Raw genomic sequence first — 20,224 nt, 5'->3', positions numbered from 1 at the left:
GTTTATAATTTTCCTCCTCTGGTTTTACCAGACCATGCAGACATGCCGCCTTTGACATTCACTACATCACAGTCTTTTGCTTTTAATATTTTAGCAGCACGCTTGCTACGCATACCTGACTGGCAGATAACGTAAACCGTACCATTTGGTTTATACTTATCGATCTTTCCTAGAGGAATATTCTTGGCACGTGGAATGTGTCCATTTGCGAATTCATTTGTTTCACGTACATCTATTAGTTCTATTTTTTCGGATAGTTTTTGTTCCAATTCTTTGGTAGAAATGGAAGGCATACGACTAAAAAACATAAATTCCTCCTGGTGGTACTTTATTTTTTGTAACTCAACGATTCCAATTATACCCCCTAAGGTATATTTTGTAAAGGCAAAAGAGTGAAAAATTCAAAACTCTTTCTTTCTTTTTTTAAAAATGGTTTTTTTGTCATAGTAAAAAAAACAATTTGCAGCTGAGAAAATACTCTCGTCTACAAATTGTTCCCAATTTTCAAATGTGGCTAAAGCCAGATACTAAGAAAGAACCAGCCGATCATAATTGCTTGGATCAGCCCTTCAGCAACTTGACCACTAAAAAAGCCGATCAACGAACCAGTAGCAACTTGCAAAGCCTCTTTCGGATTCCTTCGTTGAACCCATTCGATTAAATAAACAGCCACAAAAGGAAGAACGATCATACCAATCGGTGGGTAGATAAAGGCTCCTACGATAACGGAAACCGCTGCGACTTTTTCTCCTAATTTACTGCCGCCAAATTTTCTTACCGCCAGTTGATTCGCTAAAACATTCGCTATCAATAATATAAACGTTAAGGCAATCATTCCTATCCAAAAGAAAGGAGATAACGCTTGAGAATTAATGAAGAAAGTGTAAACTAAGAAACCACCCCATACAGCAAGTACAGATGGTAAAATGGGAAAAACTAGACCCATAAAACTAAGAGCGAACAAACTGAGGACGACGATCCATAAAAATATGTCCATCACATTCCCTCCAATCTTTTTTCTCTATCCATAGTATAGTTCAAGAAGCGTTTTTTCTAAAAGGTTTTGCACAAAATAAAATGAGAAGCGGTTCTTTTTTGTTAGGAAATCGTATACAATAATAAGGAAGCACGAAGGTAGTTGCAATCAAGGAGGAATCTATATGACAAAATACATAATGGCTATTGATCAGGGAACGACGAGTACGCGCGCGGTCATTTTCAATAACAAGGGCGAATTGAAATGGAGTGCACAAAAAGATATAACGCAGTCTTTTCCTGAACCAGGTTGGGTGGAACATGATGCAAATGAAATTTGGATCAAAACGTTGCAAGTCATTGCGGGAGTGTTGATCGAAGCGGGATTGCAACCAGCTGATATTGATAGCATCGGGATCACCAATCAACGAGAGACGACGGTCATCTGGGATAAGCAAACAGGAAAACCCGTTTACCCAGCCATTGTATGGCAATCCAAACAAACAGCCAGTATTGCAGATCAGTTGATAGCCGAAGGACACAAAGACCTGATTCAGAAAAAAACAGGTCTGATTATTGACTCTTATTTTTCAGCTACAAAAATCAAGTGGATACTCGATCACGTTGACGGAGCCCGCAAAAGAGCTGAAGCAGGGGAATTGCTTTTTGGAACGATCGATACGTGGTTGTTATGGAAGTTGACAGGAGGAACCGTTCACGCTACGGATTATTCCAATGCGAGCCGGACGATGATGTTCAATATTTATACGTTGAAATGGGATGAAGAAATACTGTCTAATTTAGATATCCCCAAACGGATCCTGCCAGATGTTCGGTCATCATCAGAAATTTATGGCTACACTACTCCGACACATTTCTTTGGCGAAAGTATTCCAGTTGCGGGCATTGCCGGTGACCAACAGGCAGCACTTTTTGGACAAACGGCTTTTGAAAAGGGAATGGTAAAAAACACATATGGAACGGGCGCATTCATCATCATGAATACGGGAAAAACGCCGATCCAATCAGCGAATGGATTGTTGACGACGATCGCGTATGGATTGAATGGAGAGGTGACCTATGCGCTTGAAGGAAGTATTTTTGTTGCAGGATCAGCGATTCAATGGTTGCGAGATGGATTGCGTATGTTTAGAGAGGCTGCGGATTCGGAAAAATACGCGCGGGCCGTTTCGTCGTCGGAAAATATTTTCGTCGTCCCTGCTTTTACAGGTTTAGGTGCCCCCCATTGGGATCAAGATGCACGTGGAGCAATATTTGGCCTCACACGCGGAACAACAAAAGAACACATAGTCCGAGCTACTTTAGAATCGTTAGCTTACCAGACGAGGGATGTACTGGAGACGATGAAGGGAGATTCTAAAATTGAAACGCGCACGATGAGGGTAGATGGCGGGGCCTCAAACAATGATTTCTTGTTGCAGTTTCAAGCGGATATCACTGGGCTGACGATCGAACGAGCAAAAGTAATGGAAACGACTGCCTTAGGGGCTGCCTACTTAGCTGGATTAGCTACCGGTTACTGGAAAGACCAGGAAGAAATCAAAGCCAATTGGGCAAAAAGTGCAACCTTTACACCCACTATCTCCAAGCCTGAAAGAGATCACTTGTATGCAGGTTGGCGAAAGGCAGTGGAAGCAACAAAACTCTTTAAATATGAACCCTATAAAGAAGAATGAAATAGCGGGACAAAAGGTGAACAGATCTGAATAACGATTCGGCTGCTTTACGAGTAAACTGGCGAAGCAGTAATAGCTAATGCGGATCGATATCGCCTACACCAACGTGAAGTGAGTCGAGGCTGGGACTTTTGTTCCAGTCTCGACTCATGTAGAGAAGACGCATCCATTTTCTTGTAGAGGAATTAAAACAATTGTCAAATAGAAACACCTTCTTCTTCTCTTTTTTTCAACTTATTGAGATAATAGAAGAAAGTGGTATGTCTTAGGAAAAGAGGCGCAGAGTATGAAAAATGCACGTGCATCTTTATATCAATTCAGTAAAGAAATCTACAAGCTTAAACCGTGGGAGAAATTTTCGAAAGAAAATATTTTTGCCATTCAGTTACCGGATGCTTCGAGCCCCGTTTATGTGTCTGTCTGGGGGAAAGAGGAAGATGCAAAAGGCTTAGTAGTTTATCGGGACACAAAGGAGCTTGCTTATTTCTTTGAAATGTTATTATGGGATTACTATGATCAGACACGTCCAGAATTTGAACGAATTGCTTATCAGACGGGCATCCATCTTACTTATGAAGATAGGGAAGATTGTTCAAAGAAAGAGTATCGGACGATCAAAGAAAGTGGTATCCTCTTCAGAGGAAAAAAAGCATGGCCCCGTTTCATCGAGTACTTACCCGGATTTGAACCGCTCATTTTAGAAGACGAACAGCAGGAGAAATTTACAGCCATTCTAAAATATGTCACAGAATTTATCTCGGATAAATGTGCTACGGAAAATAATCATTCCCTCGCTGATTCATTCGAAGTGCTCACCCGTCAATATAATACTGATGGAAGCTTTCAAGAAAACTATTATGAATTGCCCGAAATAGCAGTTATTGGACTCAGTGAAAAAATCATTCCAGAAAGTCCTTTTCTATTGACAGAATTCGAAAAACAGCGAGGCCTTTCCTTACCAAAAGAAATGGTCGTGTGGGAAATGGATATTGAAACGATCCCACGCGCTATTTATACACAATTTTCTCCTCGTGGCTACTATCCTCTCTTACTCACAATTGTGCGACCGGAAACGACTCCTCAGTTCTGGACGACTAAACTGATCGAATCCGATCGTGTCCAAATGCAACGCAATTTTTTACGGATCATCATCCAATCAGGAGTCCGTCCACTCAGTATAATTTTTCCGATTTTTAGTGAAGCAAAACTGTCAGCTTATTTTGGTTGCCTGCTAGAAGCAGTAGAAATAGAAGTGGAATTAGTGGAACGTGTTCCTCTGATTGAATATATTCGAAAAAAAACAGATAAGCCTTTATAATAGAGAGGAATAGGAAAGGATGACCGGTCATGAAGACTGCATTGCAATTTGAAGTAGCGAATGGAAGAATGATTCCGGCTATGGGTATAACGTTGCCGCCTTTTCAACAGTCAGAAGAAAAGGAAAGGGCATCAGCCATAGAAAGTGCTTTAGGATCTGGCTATCGTTTATTTGAAACAACGACCATCCATAAAAATGAAAAACTGTTGAACAAACTACTGCACCACACAGACGTCAAAAGAGAAGACCTTTTTCTGATGTATAAATTATGGAATACGGATTATCGGTATGAAGATGCACAAAAATCGGTAGAAGAAACACTGGAACGATTAGAAACGGATTATATCGATGCATTCCTGATCAATTGGCCAGTTGGACAATACAAAGAAGCCTGGAAAGCTTTGGAAGACTTATATGATGCAGGAAAGATACGGATAATCGGCGTAAGTAATTTTCAGGAAAAACACTTAAAGGAACTGATGAAAGATGCACGCATCAAACCGATGGTGAACCAAATAGAGATCCATCCAGAAATGCCGCAATACTCGCTGGTCCGTTATTTGAAACAAGAAGGCATTCTGCCAATAGCACGCGGTCCTCTTGGAAGAGGAAGCCAGCACCTTATCAATGATCCTGATTTACGTATGATTGCAGAACACTATCAAAAAACGACTATCCAAGTGATTTATAAATGGCTTATTCAACGCGAAATAAGTGTACTCACCCAATCGGAAAATTCAAAACGAATACAAGAAAGCCTGCACATCGATGATTTCATCCTAACAAAAAAAGAAATGGAAGCTATCCCTTATGTGTTAAAAAAAAGGAATCGACCGTATTAAAAAGGAGCCAGAAATGAAAACATTACTGCTAATTTCCCATCCAGAAATTGAAGATTCAGGAAGTCAACAATATTTACTGCAGTCTCTTCCCTCCTCAGCTGCGATAACAGTTCGCCATTTGGATACACTTTATTCAGACGGGAAAATCGATCGAGAAAAAGAACAAGCAATGTTGCTCGCACATGACCGGATCCTATTTCAATTTCCTTTTTATTGGTATAGTACGCCGTCTTTGTTAAAAAAGTGGCAAGATGAGGTCTTGACCGAAGATTTTGCTTATGGAAAACAAAAGAATCTAACTGGAAAAGAGTTTGGTCTCGTTATTTCTGTCGGGATCAAAGAAACAGAATACCAGGCAGGTGGGCGTGAAGGCTTTACAGTGAATGAATTGGTAGCGCCATTAAGGGCTTTAGCCAATAAATTGGACATGCAGTATGTAAAACCACTCATTATTTATCAGTTTCACTACTTAAGTGAGCGAGATCGAATGCGTTTATTGATCAAGTATCAACAATACCTGACCCGCCAACATCCGGATAGTTTGAAGAAAAGGGAAGACTGGCTTGTGGAACAAGTCCAAGAGACAAATAGAACGACAATATCCACTGAGGGTTGGTTCATATTGGAACAAGCGTTGTCGATAGTTGAAGATCACCGCTTAGCCATTGACGAACTCGCGATGTTGTTGGATGCAGAGGGAGAGGATTATTGATGGAAGAGGCCCAGTGGATCCAAGGAGAATTAGAGAAACTATTTAAAGAAAGCAGAGATTACAAACAAAAAGCACTGATTTTAGCTTTAAAAGAACACATTGCAGAACAAAGCAATCGTATCGAACAAATGCAAGGAGAGTTGGATGGATCTTTGTGGAGTCCGCGGAAATGGAATGAATGAGCGTTTTACTTGGAGCTTTAATTTTGTTTTTGATACAGTGTAGTATAGGAAGAAAGGAGTAGATTAGATGAAAATTTTTATTGTTGGAGCAAACGGTCAGATCGGTACACTACTGACAAAAGAGTTAAAAGATTCAAATCAGTATACTCCCGTAGCAATGATCCGCAAAGAAGAACAAAAGGAAAAGTTCGACAAATTAGAGGTTCAAACAGTCGTTGGAGATCTGGAAGACCCTATTCAAATACTTGCGCAAAGCATGCAGAAATGTGATGCAGTCGTATTCACAGCTGGATCAGGCGGAGGGACTGGAGCAGATAAAACATTGCTCATTGATTTGGATGGAGCTGTAAAAACAATGAGAGCCGCTCAAGAAGCAGGAATTGACAGGTTTATTCTGGTCAGTGCTTATGGTGCGGATAACCGCGAACTATGGAATGAAGAAATGAAATCTTATTATGTAGCCAAACATTATGCAGATGAAATGGTGACTCTCTCAGATTTGCATTATACGATCATTCGTCCCGGAATGTTGACAAATGAAGAGGCTATAGGAAAAATTGCTGTAGGTGAGGATGCATTGAAAAGCGAGAAGAAAAGTATTCCACGTATAGACGTAGCTAAAACAATCGTAGAGTGTTTAAACCAAGAGTCTACATTCAGAAAATCGTTTGATCTAGTCACAGGGAAACTGGCAATAGAAGATGCAATAGAAATGGTTTGATTTTCTATTCAAAGCGAGGCTGGGGGAAATGCCCTAGCTTCTTTCTATTTCTCCAGTGATCCTCTTTAAGAGGGAGTCAAACGGCAAGTTCACGCTGCTCTTCGATCCAAATTTTCAAGGTCACTGCTTTTTGCCCCGTTTGTTTTTTAGATTTATGAGAAATTTAACTTTTTGGTGGTACACTATTCTTGTTCTTCAACACAACAAGAATAAAAGGAGAGAACAAATAGATGAATAAATTCAAACAAAAAGTAAGTGTGCTGATCGCGGCAAGTGGAATGTTTTTCCTTCCGCTGACATCAGTCCATGCAGCAGATGGTATCGATACGAGTGTAGTTGATGAAGCCTGGGGATTACCGACCTATGTTTACGGAGGCGGACTAGATGAAGCCCAAATCCAGGAAACTGCTGATTTGCTTGGTATCGATGATCAAAATAATGTAGCCAGTGTAGATGTGACTGGTGAAGATCTACAAAATTATTTAAACACCGGTTCGGGAAATACAGCCAGTATGATTTCTTCTGTGTTGGTCCAACGTGAAGATGCCGGTGAAGGTGTGAACGTCATCATTGAAACACCCGACGATATCACCGAGATCACTGAAGAGCAATATGCCAATGCGGCTATTACCGCTGGTGTCGAAGATGTGACCATCATGGTTGCTAGCATCCGCCCCGTAACAGGTGAAAGTGCCTTGACGGGTATTTATAAAGCTTTTGATGTGAATGGTGAGGATCTAGACCAGGACCGGATGGAAGTTGCCCAGGAGGAATTGGAAACGACCAACGACATTGCCCAGGAAAATGCAGGCAATGAAGAATTTGACACGTCGCGTTTTGACCAGGCCATCGTGGAAATCAAACAACAGCTGGCAGAATTACGGGAACGTCAAGATGAATTAGCAACACGAGAAGATATTGAGCGTATCATCAATGAAGCTCTAGAAAACAATGATTTGCAAAATGTCATTTCACAAGAACAAATCGATCAACTCCTAGCATTCTTTGAACGCTACCAACAAACTGGAGCCATCGATTCCCAACAGGTAAAAGAACAACTGGAAAACTTGTCCAATAATTTACGCGATCGCTTTGGAGATGCCTGGCAACAAGCAGAAGACAGCGGAGTGCTAGACCGGATCGGAAACTTCTTCAGACAAATCGTCGAAGCCATCCGGGGACTATTCAATTAAAGAACCAATAGAAAAGAGGAAGGCGCTGGATTTTCAGCACCCTCCTCTTTTTTTATTACCCTTCCAACTGGACCAGAAAATATTTTTTCTTTCCTTTTTTGACAATGATGAAGCGATCATCAAAACTATCCGCAGCGCTTACGATGTGATCCACATCTTTGATCTGCGTGCCTTTGATGCGGATCGCACCATTTTTGATATCCTCGCGTGCTTGGCGACGAGACGGTTCGATTTTAGTCACATCGACTAAAAACTCGACCAAATTCCGCTCTTCTCTTGGTGCAGTGGAAGAGGGAACATGTTGGAAACCTTGTTCGATCTGATCGGCCGTCAGCTCCTGAATATTTCCGGAAAAGAGTGCCTGGCTGATCAATTCCGCTTCATCTAACGCTGCCTGACTATGCACAAAGCGCGTCATCTCTTGCGCCAATGTCCGTTGAGCCTCTCGCTTATGCGGTTCAGTCGCTACTTTTTCCTCCAAAGCTTCAATTTCTGCTTGCGAAAGAAAAGTGAAGTATTTCAAGTATTTAATCACATCGCGGTCATCTTGATTCAACCAGAATTGGTAAAATTCATACGGGCTTGTTTTCTCAGGGTCTAGCCAGACTCCCCCCTCGGCAGATTTTCCGAATTTCGTTCCATCTGCTTTTAACAGTAACGGTATCGTTAACCCAAAGGCTTTTGCTTGAGGACCTTCTTTCTTGCGAATAAGATCCAATCCGGCAGTTATATTGCCCCATTGATCCGCCCCACCGATTTGAAGCTGAACATCTTCTTGCTGGTAGAGGTGCAAAAAGTCAATGGACTGGATGATTTGGTAAGTGAATTCCGTAAAAGAAATGCCGGAATCTAAGCGACTAGCCACGACATCTTTTGCTAACATGGTATTGATATTGAATTCTTTCCCGTATTCTCTCAAGAAATCGATCAATGATAGATCCTTTAACCAATCATGGTTGTTGACCAAACGGATCGCCTCGCCCTCACCGGCATTGAACAATTTCTTCATTTGGACTTTTAATTTTTCAGCATTCTGATTGATTTGTTCCATTGTCTGAAGCGTTCTTTCAGAGGTACGACCACTTGGGTCTCCGATCGAACCAGTCGCTCCCCCAATCAAAATAACCGGTTTATGCCCAGCTAACTGGAATCTCTTTAAGATCATGAAGGGGATCAAGTGTCCGATATGCATGCTGTCACCAGTCGGGTCGACCCCACAATATAAAGCGATTTCCTTTTCAGCGATCAGTTCTTTTAATCCGTCTTCATCAGTCTGTTGATTCACGGCTCCGCGCCAATGCAATTCTTCTAAAATACTCATTTTTTTCCTCCTCGTAGTTGACTGCAAATAAAAAGTCCCAATGAAAAGATTTTATCTTTTCATTGGGACGAAAATTTTCCGTGGTACCACCCAGTTTGAATGCAGCGCATTCCACTCTTACCTGTAACGTAGGCAACGCTGTTTACAGAGACTCCCAAATGTATTTCAGCTTATTAGTATCTGTCGATTTGCACCATCCACCGACTCTCTGCAATAGGGACCAATAAACTTACTGCGTTTGTTCTTCGTCTAATTATATTGAATTTCCACTTAGTATAGTCAATTCTAAAATGGATGTCAATGTTTCGCAAGAAATTAGCAAAAAAATGAAAACGGAAAGAAAACGGATACAAAAACGAAAAAAAGCGAATTATAAAGTTATATAACAAATATTATTTTAAATTCACATCTTTGACAAATGTTTAATATGTGCTAATGGTAATCGTATATAAGGCGAACCAACATTAGAAAAATCTCATTTAGTTTGTTTGCGTCAGGAAATGAACAGCTCATCCTAGTAAAATCTTAACATACCAGCATTTATATACCTTATATTGATTGGTTGATTATAATTGAACTCTCAACAAATGTTTTTTATAATTAGGAAGCAATACTAAAAGGAGGAAAAACACATGAATTTATTAAAAAGATTTTGGAACGAAGAAGAAGGACAAGGATTAGTTGAATATGCGTTGATTATTGGGTTAGTCGCAGTTATAGCTGTTGCCGTATTTGCCTTTGCAGGAGATAAAATTGTTGAATTGTTTGAAAATGTATTCGGAAATATTGATGATGCTGCTGATGTAACAGTTGATCCTGCTGCTGCTGGAGAGTAATCTTAATACTATAATAATTACCAATAGGTCCATTAAAATATATATTTTTGCTCCCTTCCTGGGGGCTTTTTTTAAAGGTAAGATCAATTTTAAAGGAGTTTATTATGAAAGTAGTTCTCTACATAGCTTTAGCTAGTTTACTGGCTTTGGCGTCTTATTATGATTTTAAAGAACGACGGATCCCGAATAAACTGACCGTTCCCTTTTTAGCTTTTGGGGTGCTGTATCATCTGCTCACTGCTGGCTTATCCGGCTTGGTTTTCAGTCTGGCCGGTTTTGGGATCGGTTTGGGTGTTTTTTTCATCTTTTTTGCACTCGGATTTATGGGGGCAGGCGATGCGAAGTTGATGGGTGCGATTGGATCGATGTTGGGCTGGATCTTAACAGCGGAAGCGATTCTTTATATCGCAGCCATCGGTGGGGTCATTGCTATCGTAACCATGGCTATCAAAGGTCGTTTATGGGTTTTAATGAAAAAAATCGGGTTTGTTTTACTCAAACCACTTTTTTATTTTCTTTACTTGAAAACTAAGAAACAATCGTTTTTAGAATGGTATAATAAATTTACTGATCAAAAAATCTTTACAGAACAAGAATACATTCCCTATGCAGGTGCGATCACACTGGGCACGGTTCTGGCAGTGCTATTGAACATAACTGGCAACGGGTTATTTTAGAAGAAGAAGGTGAATGTAAATGAAGCATTTAGGTTGGAAGAAAGAAGAATCGGGACAATCGATGGTGGAGTTTGCATTGATCTTGCCGATTCTATTGTTACTCATTGTGGGGATCATGGAATTTAGTTGGCTGTTTCACCAACAAACCCAGGTCACTGCCGCCGCAAGAGAAGGTGCCCGCACTCGCGTGGTCATGATGGCAGAGAACGTGAGTAAGGAAAAAGTAGACACTGCTGTTGCAAATTCCTTGCCAAGTTCAGTTAGCGATCCTACGATCACAATCAAATATAATGAAGAAGAAGCGACCGTTTATGTTGAGGTAGAAGCTTCGTCTTTGACAGGGTTATTCGATGTTATGGATGATTTGTATACGCTCTCGGCATCTGCGACTATGCGGCTAGAGGAATAAGGAGGAACTTTTATGCGAAAGTTTTCATTAAAAGGATTGTGGCATACATTTATAAATGAAGAAAAAGGAAGTATCCTGCCTTTCGTTGCCATCCTCATTCCTGTGGTTTTCTTTGGATTTGCAGCTTTGAGTGTCGATGTCGGAATGTTATACGCTGAAAAAACACAAATGCAAACAGCAGCCGATGCCGCTGCTTTAGCAGGTGCCAAAGAGATGGCATTGGGATTAAAAGAAAATCGAGCCATTCCATTGGAAGAAGCGAATACAATTGCCCGCGAGTATGCGTTCTTAAACGAAGCAGATACTGTAGTAGAAGTTTCTCTCGGAGAGGTAGATGGACAAACGTTTATCCAAGTCATCACAGAAGCAACCGTCCCCATGGCCTTTTCAGCAACCTTTTCAGATAAAACACGTACCGTCCAAGCCTCCGCAAAAGCAGCCTATGAATACAAAGCTGGAGGCAGAGGACTTGGAGCAGGGAAAGTATTTCCTTTTTTTGTTCTCGAAAGTGAATATCTAAGTAGTGGTGGAGCTTACATATTTGACAAGGATGAATCGCGAGGGACAGGGAATGTTGATTCAGCCAGATGGGGAATACCCGATATATCCAGAATAAGTGATCAAAATCATGTGAACCATATTCTATCTGGGAGTCGGGGTTTAAATCTAAGCGATTTTGATGATCCATTAAAAGCTCAAAATAGTAATAATTATTATCACGCAAGTTATATCCAGAACGGAATTCAATCGATAGTGGACAGAAATAAAGACAAAGATGAATGGGAAAGAAAAAAATCAATAAGCGGATTGATAGCGGTTCTTGCACCGCTAAAAGATAATGGTGGAAATGCCAATGGAGAGCTTTTGTATTTTGCTGAATATCGAGTAGAAGATTTTACTTGGAACGGAACTGGTATAAACAATATGAGTAACTATGTATTTGAGGATAATGTTTACTTAGGAAAAATCACATCTCCTTCCCAAGCAAGTGGTCAGTTTGATTACCCTAGAAATATACCGCGGGATTCATTGGTCGGTCAGTTCACTGGTCGTAAGGTCGATCTAAACGGGAATGATATCGGTGGTGGAGATGAAGAGATTAACATTCAATTGATCGAATAAGAGAGGGGAAAGACACGTATGAACAACAAGAAAGTATGGGGGCTGGCATTGCTTTTCAGTTTGATCGTTACCATCAGCGTTTTTAGTTACATAGAAAGTATCCGGCAAGAACCCGTCGCCCCTCCTGAAGTGGAACAGGTGGTTTTTGTAAAACAACTTATCCCGCAACATACAGTGGTGACGGAAGAAATGGTCGAGATGCGTTCCGTACCGGCTCAAACAGCCCACTCAGAGGCCTATCGCACGATCAGTGAAGTCGTGGGAGGCATGACCAATACCGACGTTCTCGCTGGGGAACAAGTCCTGCAAGGCCGGATCGTGACTGAAGGGAACGTTGGTGAAGCATTGGCCTACCGTATCCCAGCAAGTATGCGTGCCGTGACTGTACCGGTAGACGAAATATCCGGTGTAGGTGGATACTTGAAAGAAGGCAACCGCATCGATGTGCTTGTGTACTATCCGGGCGAAGAAGAACCTGCAGACGACAGAATCGAAACTCAATTTCAAAATGTTAAAATTCTACAAGTGGGCCCAGCAATGCCACCAGCCGAAACGGAAGGATCAGGAGTGACCACTTCACTGACCCTACTCGTTTCTCCCGAAATGGCAGAAGAAATAGCCTTGGCGCGAGCAAATGGAAGCTTTACGTACACCTTGCGTAATCCAGGAGATAACCAAGTGGAACAGACCGTCCCAGAATCAACACCGGAAGCTGAACCAGCTGAAGAAACGAATGCAGAGGAGGAGTAACAGATGCGCGATATTTACTTATTATTGATTGGAACAGACTCAAAAGAAACCAGTTTAATTGCCTCAGTTGCTTCTAATCTGGAGTACGTGTCCCTTTTAGGAGGCTATACCAACCTCCCGGATGCCCGCCAGTTGCTAGACAACCGAACAGTCGACGTAGTATTGGTTGGAACAGAAGTGGAAGACACTTATAGAGTAGCCGCTGAAATAGGAAAAGATTATCAAAACGCTATTACGTTAGTAATGGAAGAAGATGTGACGGAAGAATCCCTTTACCGAGTGATTGCTTCCGGAGCAAAAGGCGTTTTACCCAAAAATTTCGAACCAGAAGAACTAATCGAAAAACTTTCCCGTATCAGCCAGTCACTCGAAGAAAAAGCTACGCGACTGAAAGCATCCCGAGGAAATCGAGAACTGAATGACTCTAAAGGAAAAATTTTTAGTATCTTCAGCGCCAAAGGAGGAGTCGGGCGGACCTTTTTAGGAGTCAATCTGGCTGTTGAATTAAGTCAAGAATTTGACGATTCCAAAGTGATCCTTCTGGACTTAGACTTAGAATTCAGTGCAATACCTCTGGCGACAGATATCTTTCCGAAACTGACACTAGTCGATTTAGCAGAAGACATTCGAACAATGGACGCCGACTTGATCCAGCGCTACATCACGCGGCATGATTCAGGGGTCGATGTTCTGGCGGCTAGTCAAAATTATATTGGAGATCAGTACATCACGGCGGAACAAACCAATAAAGTTATCGGGATTCTCCAGACGATGTACGACTATGTCATCATTGAAATGCCAAGCCGATTTACTGAAAACACGGCACCAGCACTGTCGAATGCAGACTTCTTGTTACTTATGACCGTACCGGAAATGGCGCTCATCAAACATACGAAAGAGGTTTTACGGGTACTGGAAGATTTGGAGTATCCTGAACAGAACATCAAACTGATTTTAAATCAGGTCAACCGGAAAAATACGATTCGTGTAAATGATATCAAAAAGACACTCCAAAAACCTGTCTATATAACTATTCCCGAAGATTTGAAACATGTCCGACCATCCTTGAACCAAGGATACCCCCTGATCATGCACCTTCCAAAGTCTAGTGCCAGCAAGCGGATCAAATCTCTTGCACGCAAACTCGTAATGGATGTTGGCGGAAAAGGACTACATTAAGGAGAGAAAGACAATGGACTATAGATCGTTCGATTTTTCTAAAGTAACCACCCAACAAACAGATTCGAAGAAAAAAGAGACCACTCTCACGACCAACGAACCAACCATTTCAAAAGCGAAACGACTAGAGCTTGCGGAAATCACAGAAGTTGTTTTACAACTGGTGATCGATGAAATTACCGATGAAATGGTCGGAGGGGACGACGAAGAAAAAAATCAGATCCGCCGGACGATCATTCGCATTTTAAATCGGACATTAGGCGAGAGAGACGTGTATCTTTCTCAAGCCGATAAAGGATACATTGAAGAAAATGTCATGAATGAAATATTTGATTTTGGCCCCATCACAGAATTACTTCAAGATGAAGCTGTGAATGAAGTCATGGTCAACGGCCCCCATTTGATTTTTATCGAAACAATGGGCAAAATCCGGCAAACAGATATCATTTTTAAAGATGATGCTCATGTGATGCGGATCATCGATAAAATCATTTCCCCTTTGGGCAGACGAGTAGATGAAGGATCTCCTTTGGTCGATGCTCGTTTACCAGATGGCTCGCGTGTCAATGTGATCATCCCCCCTCTATCCGTTAACGGACCGGTGATCACCATTCGAAAATTTGCGGCCGATCCTTTTACCGTGCAGGATTTAATTGGATTTGAAACCTTAGACAAGAAGATGGCAACGGTTTTAAAAGCAGGTGTTCGAGGTCAGCTGAATATGCTTGTTTCGGGGGGGACCGGAAGTGGGAAAACGACTTTACTAAATGCTTTATCCAGTTTTATTCCCGGGGATGAACGCATCATTACCATCGAAGATGCTGCTGAAGTACAACTGCAGCAGGAACATGTTGTGACCCTTGAATCGCGCCCGGCGAATATCGAAGGGAAAGGACGTGTGACCATTCGCGACTTAGTTGTAAACGCATTGCGCATGCGTCCCGACCGGATCGTAGTCGGCGAGGTCAGAAGTGGCGAAGCACTCGATATGCTTCAAGCGATGAATACTGGTCATGACGGAAGTTTGACGACCATCCATGCCAACTCACCAAGAGATTGCATATCTCGATTGGAAACGTTAGTCATGATGGCGGGGATGGAATTGCCTACACGTGCCATTCGGGAACAAATAGCTTCCGCTATCGATGTGATCGTTCAGGTAGACCGCATGATGGACGGCACACGTAAAGTCGTGAAAATCAGTGAAGTGACCGGCATGGAAGGTGAAACAGTCACCTTGCAAGACTTATTTGTCTTTGAGCAAGAACGTGTAGATAAAAACGGAAAAGTTATCGGAAGGCACATTCCCACAGGGGTAGTCCCGGCATTTATGAAACAAATCAAAGACAATGGTGAACAATTGTCTACCCGTATTTTTACTGAACCAGAAATGTAGAGAGGAGAGAAGATATGACTGGATGGATGATCAGCATCATTTTTATAGCAAGTCTTCTTTTTATTTTCTCTGTGTATACTCTATTTTTTGCTGAACGCATGGTCGTTCGGCGACGGTTGTTTCAAGAAGAAAAAGGAAATCGATCTGCGGAACAGAAAGTGGAAGAAATAGAACAATTGGAAAGTGAAAGAGAGTATCGTTCATTCATGACACGCATACAAGATAGTCGCTTTTATCGATCATTACTCGTCAGGATCCAACAATCACACGTGAAAATCCGACCAGAAGAGTATGTTTTAGTGAGCTTTGTATCTGCGTTGGTCGTCTTCGCTTTTGTGTTTCTACTAAATTTTTCTCCTTTACTTAGTTTTGTTATTTCCTTATTGGGGCTTTTCATCCCCCGGTATTATTTACGTGCACAAGCGCGTAAACGGCAAAAAGAATTAAATAAGCAATTACCACAGGCGCTTAATTTATTAGCTAATGGTTTGCGGGCTGGGTTTAGTTTTACACAGGCATTGAATGTGGCTAGCCGTGATTTAGGGGATCCCATTTCAGAAGAATTCTCGAAGATCTTACGGGATAATCGCTTAGGAAAGTCGTTGGAAGCCGCATTAGAAAACTTTGCGGAGCGCAATCCCCACCCAGACATTGAAATGTTGACAACAGCTGTGTTTATTCAACGGCAAGTAGGGGGGAACTTGGCGGATATTTTAGATTCTTTAGCTAAAACAATTCGCGAACGCATGCAATTACAGGCAGAAATAAAAACGATGACAGCCCAGGGAAGAATTTCCGCATGGGTCGTGGGCCTATTGCCTTTCGCGATGGGAGCTGTTTTATATCTGATGAACCCTGAATACATGAGTGTATTATTTACAACGACGATCGGGTTGTTGCTGGTCAGTGGCGCGCTAGTGATTTTAATTACCGGTATATTCATTCTAGTCCGGATGGTAGACATGAAAGTGTAGAGAGGAGCGTAAAAGATGGAACTGATTTTATACATAGGAATTTTTGTAGTCGTTTTTGTCTTCGTAGTGTTTACGTATACTCTTTTCTTTGCAGAGAGAAAGCAGACGAGAAATCGATTAGCCGTTTTTCAATACCAGAAAGAAAGAGAGACTCACCACGAAGAAGGTTATATCGAAGGGTCACTCTATGAACGGTTTGTGGCCCCGGTTTTTCAAATGATAAGTAAGGCGCTTTCGGGTATCACACCTGAAACATTTCAAACACGGTATGAAGAACTCATTCAAACTAGCGGCGTGTCCAGAAAACTAACAGTTTCAGCTTTAATTACACTGCAGACACTCACAGGGATAATTTTTGGAGCGGGGATTTTCTTTTTGATCCGCGGACAAAACAGTGGCTTGGCCATCTTGATGAGTATAGTCGGATTGGGGATCGGTATACAATTGCCGCGTTCCTATTTACGCGTTCGTGCACAGCAAAAAAGAGAAGCTATTCAACTGCAACTCCCGGATTTTTTGGATTTATTGTATGTCAGTGTGGAAGCTGGGTTGGGTTTCGATACGGCTCTCAAACGAGTGGCTTCTAAAATGCGGGGCCCATTGAGTGATGAAATCAAGCGCACATTAAACGAAATGGTCAATGGACGTTCCCGAAGTGAAGCATTACGTGGATTAGCCGAACGGACAAAAATAGATGATGTTCAAAACTTTGTCTCTGCTGTCATCCAAGGCGAACAAATGGGTACCAATATGGGATCGGTATTGAAAATTCAGTCTGAAACCATTCGCCGCAGTAAAAGACAACGGGCAGAAGAAAAAGCCAATACATTACCCGTAAAGATGTTATTTCCAATGGTCTTCCTGATTTTCCCGGCATTATTCGTCGTGATTTTAGGTCCAGCATTGATCAACTTATTCCAAATATTATGAGGAGGGAGAAAAAATGAAAAATAATTGGTTGACTCAGCTTGTTTCTTACTTGTCTCTCTTCTCTTTGTTTTTGTTCTTCTCTCCAATTGAAGTTCAAGCAACGACACACGACCATGTAGCAGTATCGATTGTAATGGATACTTCCCAAAGCATGAATGAAGCCGGCAGAGCTGCCTTGCAGCAAGAAGCCTTCTCTTTTATTTTAAATAATTTGAATGAAAAAGATCACGTCGGGTTTGTATCGTTCAATGGCGAAGCTGTGGAGCAATTTGAAATGCAGGCTGTTCGATCCGCTGAAAACCTGAAACGATTGAAAACGAATCGGTTTGATAATATAGACAACGAAGGCAAGACGAATTATCTAGCTGCTATCGAAATGGCACACGCGCAATTATCCGAAATGACGATGCCTGGGGTTTTGAAGGTCGTTTTACTCCTCACAGATGGAGATGCAGGAATTGAAACAGGTAAACAGGCTTTTACCATTGAAACCGCACAAGAAAAAGGAGAGATTTTAGCGGCAGATCAAATTCGCGTGTACGCGGTAGGTTTTGCAGACGAACCTTCAGCTGAGACAAAAACCATAGTGGAAATGACAAATGGGAAACTGGAGCGCGTGAACACGGCACATCAAATGCGGATCACCTGGTTTGAATGGATAAACACACTCCAACAAAAAGAGGAAATCAAAAAATTTGTGCAGAATACCCAAGCTCAAGAATCAGTAAGCATCGACTTAGGCAGTAACCAAAGGGAAACAGCTATTTTATTTGCCAGCGAAAATCCGAATTTTACGGTAACACCTAAACTGAACGCAGACACAGTACCACTGGGAAAACTATTCGATCAAGTGCAGACACCTGAGTACACATTATTCAAATTAAAACCAGAAAGCTATCTTTCCCAAGGAAGATGGACATTTGACATCAAAGGAGAAACAGCAGTAAATGTACTTGCTTATACAGCGCCGAATTTAACTCTCGAAGTTGTTTCCCCACGCACCCAGCAACAATACAATCGCTTAGATAACATACCGTTTGAGGTACATATTACGGGGGATATACCTGAAGGAGCCATTGTGGAAGCTGCATTAGTGAAAAATGGCAAAGATGTGGTAAAGACCCAACTATATGGTAATGAGGTCCAACAATTTACAGGAGAGATCGACCAGGATTATCTAACAGGTAATCATGTCACTGAAGTGCGAGTTCTATTCGAAGATGAAGTGATTGCAAAACAAGAAACGAGAATCTCTATTTCAAGTTTGCCCATCATCAAAACAGATTTCCCAAGTTCACTTTCCAATTTCAAATATGGAGAAGACATCATTGTGAGTACACGCCTACAATACAATGGAACTATTGTAAAAAAATCAGAAACGATTGGTATTGATTCGGTCCGTTTGTATCTCCATCATGAAGATGGGACGACTTCAATGGTCCAGTTGAGTGATGATGGCTTGCGCAATCACGGCGATATCCACCAAGCTGATGGCATTTATACAGGATACGTTAATTTAGTGAAAAGCGGAACAGTCGAAGCGGTAATGGAGGCTAGTGGCCAGATGAATGGGAAGCCTTTTTCAATCGAAAAAGAAGTGAGTACATTCCAAGTGAACCACTCCAACAATATTCGTCCCTTTGTGACAGTGGATTCGATTCATGGGGTTCCTGGTTCAACAGTTAACTTGCCGATCGCTTTTGAAAATAAAAGTTACGAAAATGAAATATTATATATTTCAATCGATTCAGGATTTGGAACAGTCTTAAACGAATCGATCCAGGTCCCGGCTAATGGAACGTGGAAAGAAGAAATCACGATTCAATTGAACGAAGATTTAGCTAAAGGGAGTATGAATATCCCGGTAAGGATTCGCTCTGAAAGTGAATTGATCCAATTGTCTCAAAGTACGCTCTCATTTGAATTGCGAGCGAATAATCGGCTTCAAGAATGGGGACGAATGGGATCGATCTGGATTTTAAATAATCGTTCGTGGATCGTATTTGTCCTTGCAGTTCCCCTTGTGCTTATTTTTATAGGCTATTTGCTACATGCTGTACTTGTCCACCCCAAGACATTGGTAACTGGCAGATTAGAATACTTTTCTCGCTATAAAGGACAAGTAGGTACGACAAAACAACTGGATGTAGGAAGATTAAGGAAGAAAAAAGTCATCATTTCGTTTGATGAAGAGGACAAAGAAGCTGATTTCATCATTCCTGAAACGACCTCCCAATACCAAATTATTTTGCATCGTTCTTATGAGGACGGAAGATGGAAATTTTGGGATGGGTACCGTGCGTTAGTCAAGCAGTTACCTCTATCCGATGTTATTTTAAGGACTACTCGTCCAGGGATCTTCCGATTGGGTTCGGAAATTTATACATCAAGCGAATTACACGATTTAGAAACCTTTACAACCGGTTCATTTGTATTCCACTATTACGCCGAAAGCACGGATATACAAGAACGAGATGAAGGAGTGGATCTATTAAGTGAGCGCTGATTACGGTACCACAAAGCTGATCAATCAAACTACTGAGACAGTATTGATCGAACAGCTTCTTGTAGCTCAAACGTTCTTTGGGCGATTAAAGGGTTTATTGGGAAAAAAAACGCTCAGTAAAAAAACAGGATTGAAAATTGTTCCGAGCACGAGTGTGCACACATTTTTTATGCACTTCCCCATTGACATTGTTTTTTTTAATGGTGCAGATGAGGTCCTGGCAGTTATGGAAAATGTCAGACCGCGACGTATCAGTAAAATTTATCGTGAAGCAGCTTATGTGATCGAAGCCAATGCATTTGAATTGGCTCCTTTTGTTGAAATCGGCGATAAAGTAGTAGAGAAGTAAAAAAAAGCCAAGCGAATGCTCAATTCGTTTGGCTTTTTTGTCTCCTGCAAGTGAAAAGAAAGAAGGGCCGATTTTTTTAGATGATATGCACTTCTCAGGGTTTCTAATCAAAAAATACGGAAGAATATGATACTA

Annotated in this window: 21 protein-coding genes and 1 other annotated feature; of the genes, 18 read left to right on the top strand and 3 right to left on the bottom strand. The window is 41.5% G+C overall.

Annotated elements, in window-relative coordinates:
* Positions 1-2: 2 nt before the first annotated feature.
* Together H626_RS0103205 and H626_RS0103200 are read right to left on the bottom strand one after the other, a co-directional pair.
* The gene (locus tag H626_RS0103205; protein ID WP_027108055.1) at positions 3-308 is read right to left on the bottom strand and encodes a rhodanese-like domain-containing protein; all 306 of its coding nucleotides are present in this window, start codon (positions 306-308) and stop codon (positions 3-5) included.
* Between the two features lie 206 nt (positions 309-514).
* A complete protein-coding gene (locus H626_RS0103200; RefSeq protein ID WP_027108054.1) occupies positions 515-997 on the bottom strand; it encodes a DUF456 domain-containing protein in 483 nt (160 codons plus the stop codon).
* A gap of 163 nt (positions 998-1,160) precedes the next feature.
* On the opposite strand from H626_RS0103200, the gene glpK reads away from it, so the two are divergent.
* From glpK to H626_RS0103165, 7 genes are all read left to right on the top strand, one after another.
* On the top strand, positions 1,161-2,672 hold the full coding sequence (gene glpK, locus H626_RS0103195) for a glycerol kinase GlpK (RefSeq protein WP_027108053.1): 1,512 nt from the start codon (positions 1,161-1,163) through the stop codon (positions 2,670-2,672).
* Positions 2,673-2,958: 286 nt separating this feature from the next.
* Complete coding sequence (locus H626_RS0103190; protein ID WP_027108052.1) at positions 2,959-3,990, top strand: DUF7309 domain-containing protein; 1,032 nt, start codon at positions 2,959-2,961, stop codon at positions 3,988-3,990.
* Between the two features lie 29 nt (positions 3,991-4,019).
* On the top strand, positions 4,020-4,832 hold the full coding sequence (locus tag H626_RS10510) for an aldo/keto reductase family protein (RefSeq protein ID WP_051237758.1): 813 nt from the start codon (positions 4,020-4,022) through the stop codon (positions 4,830-4,832).
* A gap of 13 nt (positions 4,833-4,845) precedes the next feature.
* A complete protein-coding gene (locus tag H626_RS0103180; protein ID WP_027108051.1) occupies positions 4,846-5,544 on the top strand; it encodes an NAD(P)H-dependent oxidoreductase in 699 nt (232 codons plus the stop codon).
* Positions 5,544-5,726, top strand: a complete 183-nt coding sequence (locus H626_RS0103175) for a hypothetical protein (RefSeq protein ID WP_027108050.1) — start codon at positions 5,544-5,546, stop codon at positions 5,724-5,726. Before H626_RS0103180 ends, H626_RS0103175 begins: the two co-directional genes overlap by 1 nt.
* 67 nt (positions 5,727-5,793) lie before the next feature.
* Positions 5,794-6,447: an SDR family oxidoreductase gene (locus H626_RS0103170; protein WP_027108049.1), complete on the top strand. Its 654-nt coding sequence runs from the start codon at positions 5,794-5,796 to the stop codon at positions 6,445-6,447.
* Positions 6,448-6,677: 230 nt separating this feature from the next.
* Positions 6,678-7,640, top strand: a complete 963-nt coding sequence (locus H626_RS0103165; RefSeq protein WP_027108048.1) for a DUF1002 domain-containing protein — start codon at positions 6,678-6,680, stop codon at positions 7,638-7,640.
* 55 nt (positions 7,641-7,695) lie between these two features.
* Here the strand turns inward: H626_RS0103165 and tyrS are convergent, their stop codons facing one another.
* Positions 7,696-8,961, bottom strand: a complete 1,266-nt coding sequence (gene tyrS, locus H626_RS0103160) for a tyrosine--tRNA ligase (protein WP_027108047.1) — start codon at positions 8,959-8,961, stop codon at positions 7,696-7,698.
* A 60-nt stretch (positions 8,962-9,021) separates the two neighbouring features.
* Positions 9,022-9,216 (bottom strand) — a binding site (T-box leader).
* A 377-nt stretch (positions 9,217-9,593) separates the two neighbouring features.
* Between tyrS and H626_RS0103155 the strand changes: the two genes are divergently transcribed.
* From H626_RS0103155 to H626_RS0103105, 11 genes are all read left to right on the top strand, one after another.
* Entirely contained in the window at positions 9,594-9,797 is a 204-nt protein-coding gene (locus tag H626_RS0103155) for a Flp family type IVb pilin (protein WP_027108046.1), read from the top strand.
* Positions 9,798-9,901: 104 nt separating this feature from the next.
* Positions 9,902-10,474: an A24 family peptidase gene (locus H626_RS11155; RefSeq protein ID WP_051237757.1), complete on the top strand. Its 573-nt coding sequence runs from the start codon at positions 9,902-9,904 to the stop codon at positions 10,472-10,474.
* 19 nt (positions 10,475-10,493) lie between these two features.
* Positions 10,494-10,883 carry a TadE/TadG family type IV pilus assembly protein gene (locus H626_RS0103145; protein ID WP_027108045.1) on the top strand — a complete coding sequence of 130 codons (390 nt, stop codon included), beginning with the start codon at positions 10,494-10,496 and terminating at the stop codon, positions 10,881-10,883.
* Positions 10,884-10,895: 12 nt separating this feature from the next.
* Entirely contained in the window at positions 10,896-12,005 is a 1,110-nt protein-coding gene (locus H626_RS0103140) for a pilus assembly protein TadG-related protein (protein WP_027108044.1), read from the top strand.
* Positions 12,006-12,023: 18 nt separating this feature from the next.
* Positions 12,024-12,755, top strand: coding sequence for a Flp pilus assembly protein CpaB (gene cpaB, locus H626_RS0103135; protein ID WP_027108043.1), 732 nt, complete (start codon positions 12,024-12,026; stop codon positions 12,753-12,755).
* A 3-nt stretch (positions 12,756-12,758) separates the two neighbouring features.
* Positions 12,759-13,934 carry a CpaE/TadZ family protein gene (locus H626_RS0103130; RefSeq protein ID WP_027108042.1) on the top strand — a complete coding sequence of 392 codons (1,176 nt, stop codon included), beginning with the start codon at positions 12,759-12,761 and terminating at the stop codon, positions 13,932-13,934.
* A 13-nt stretch (positions 13,935-13,947) separates the two neighbouring features.
* Complete coding sequence (locus H626_RS10500) at positions 13,948-15,330, top strand: TadA family conjugal transfer-associated ATPase (RefSeq protein ID WP_051237754.1); 1,383 nt, start codon at positions 13,948-13,950, stop codon at positions 15,328-15,330.
* 14 nt (positions 15,331-15,344) lie between these two features.
* On the top strand, positions 15,345-16,304 hold the full coding sequence (locus H626_RS10495; protein ID WP_051237752.1) for a type II secretion system F family protein: 960 nt from the start codon (positions 15,345-15,347) through the stop codon (positions 16,302-16,304).
* Positions 16,305-16,319: 15 nt separating this feature from the next.
* Entirely contained in the window at positions 16,320-17,234 is a 915-nt protein-coding gene (locus tag H626_RS10490; RefSeq protein WP_051237750.1) for a type II secretion system F family protein, read from the top strand.
* A gap of 13 nt (positions 17,235-17,247) precedes the next feature.
* Positions 17,248-19,740: a VWA domain-containing protein gene (locus tag H626_RS0103110; protein ID WP_027108041.1), complete on the top strand. Its 2,493-nt coding sequence runs from the start codon at positions 17,248-17,250 to the stop codon at positions 19,738-19,740.
* Positions 19,730-20,089, top strand: a complete 360-nt coding sequence (locus H626_RS0103105; protein ID WP_027108040.1) for a DUF192 domain-containing protein — start codon at positions 19,730-19,732, stop codon at positions 20,087-20,089. The genes H626_RS0103110 and H626_RS0103105 overlap by 11 nt, the downstream gene beginning before the upstream one ends.
* The last annotated feature ends 135 nt before the right edge of the window (positions 20,090-20,224 follow it).

It is taken from the genome of Lacticigenium naphthae DSM 19658 (genome assembly GCF_000425865.1).
Taxonomy (GTDB): Bacteria; Bacillota; Bacilli; order Lactobacillales; family Carnobacteriaceae_A; genus Lacticigenium; species Lacticigenium naphthae.
The sequence above is the reverse complement of the archived record's forward strand: the minus strand, read 5'-3'. Positions and strand labels throughout refer to the sequence as shown.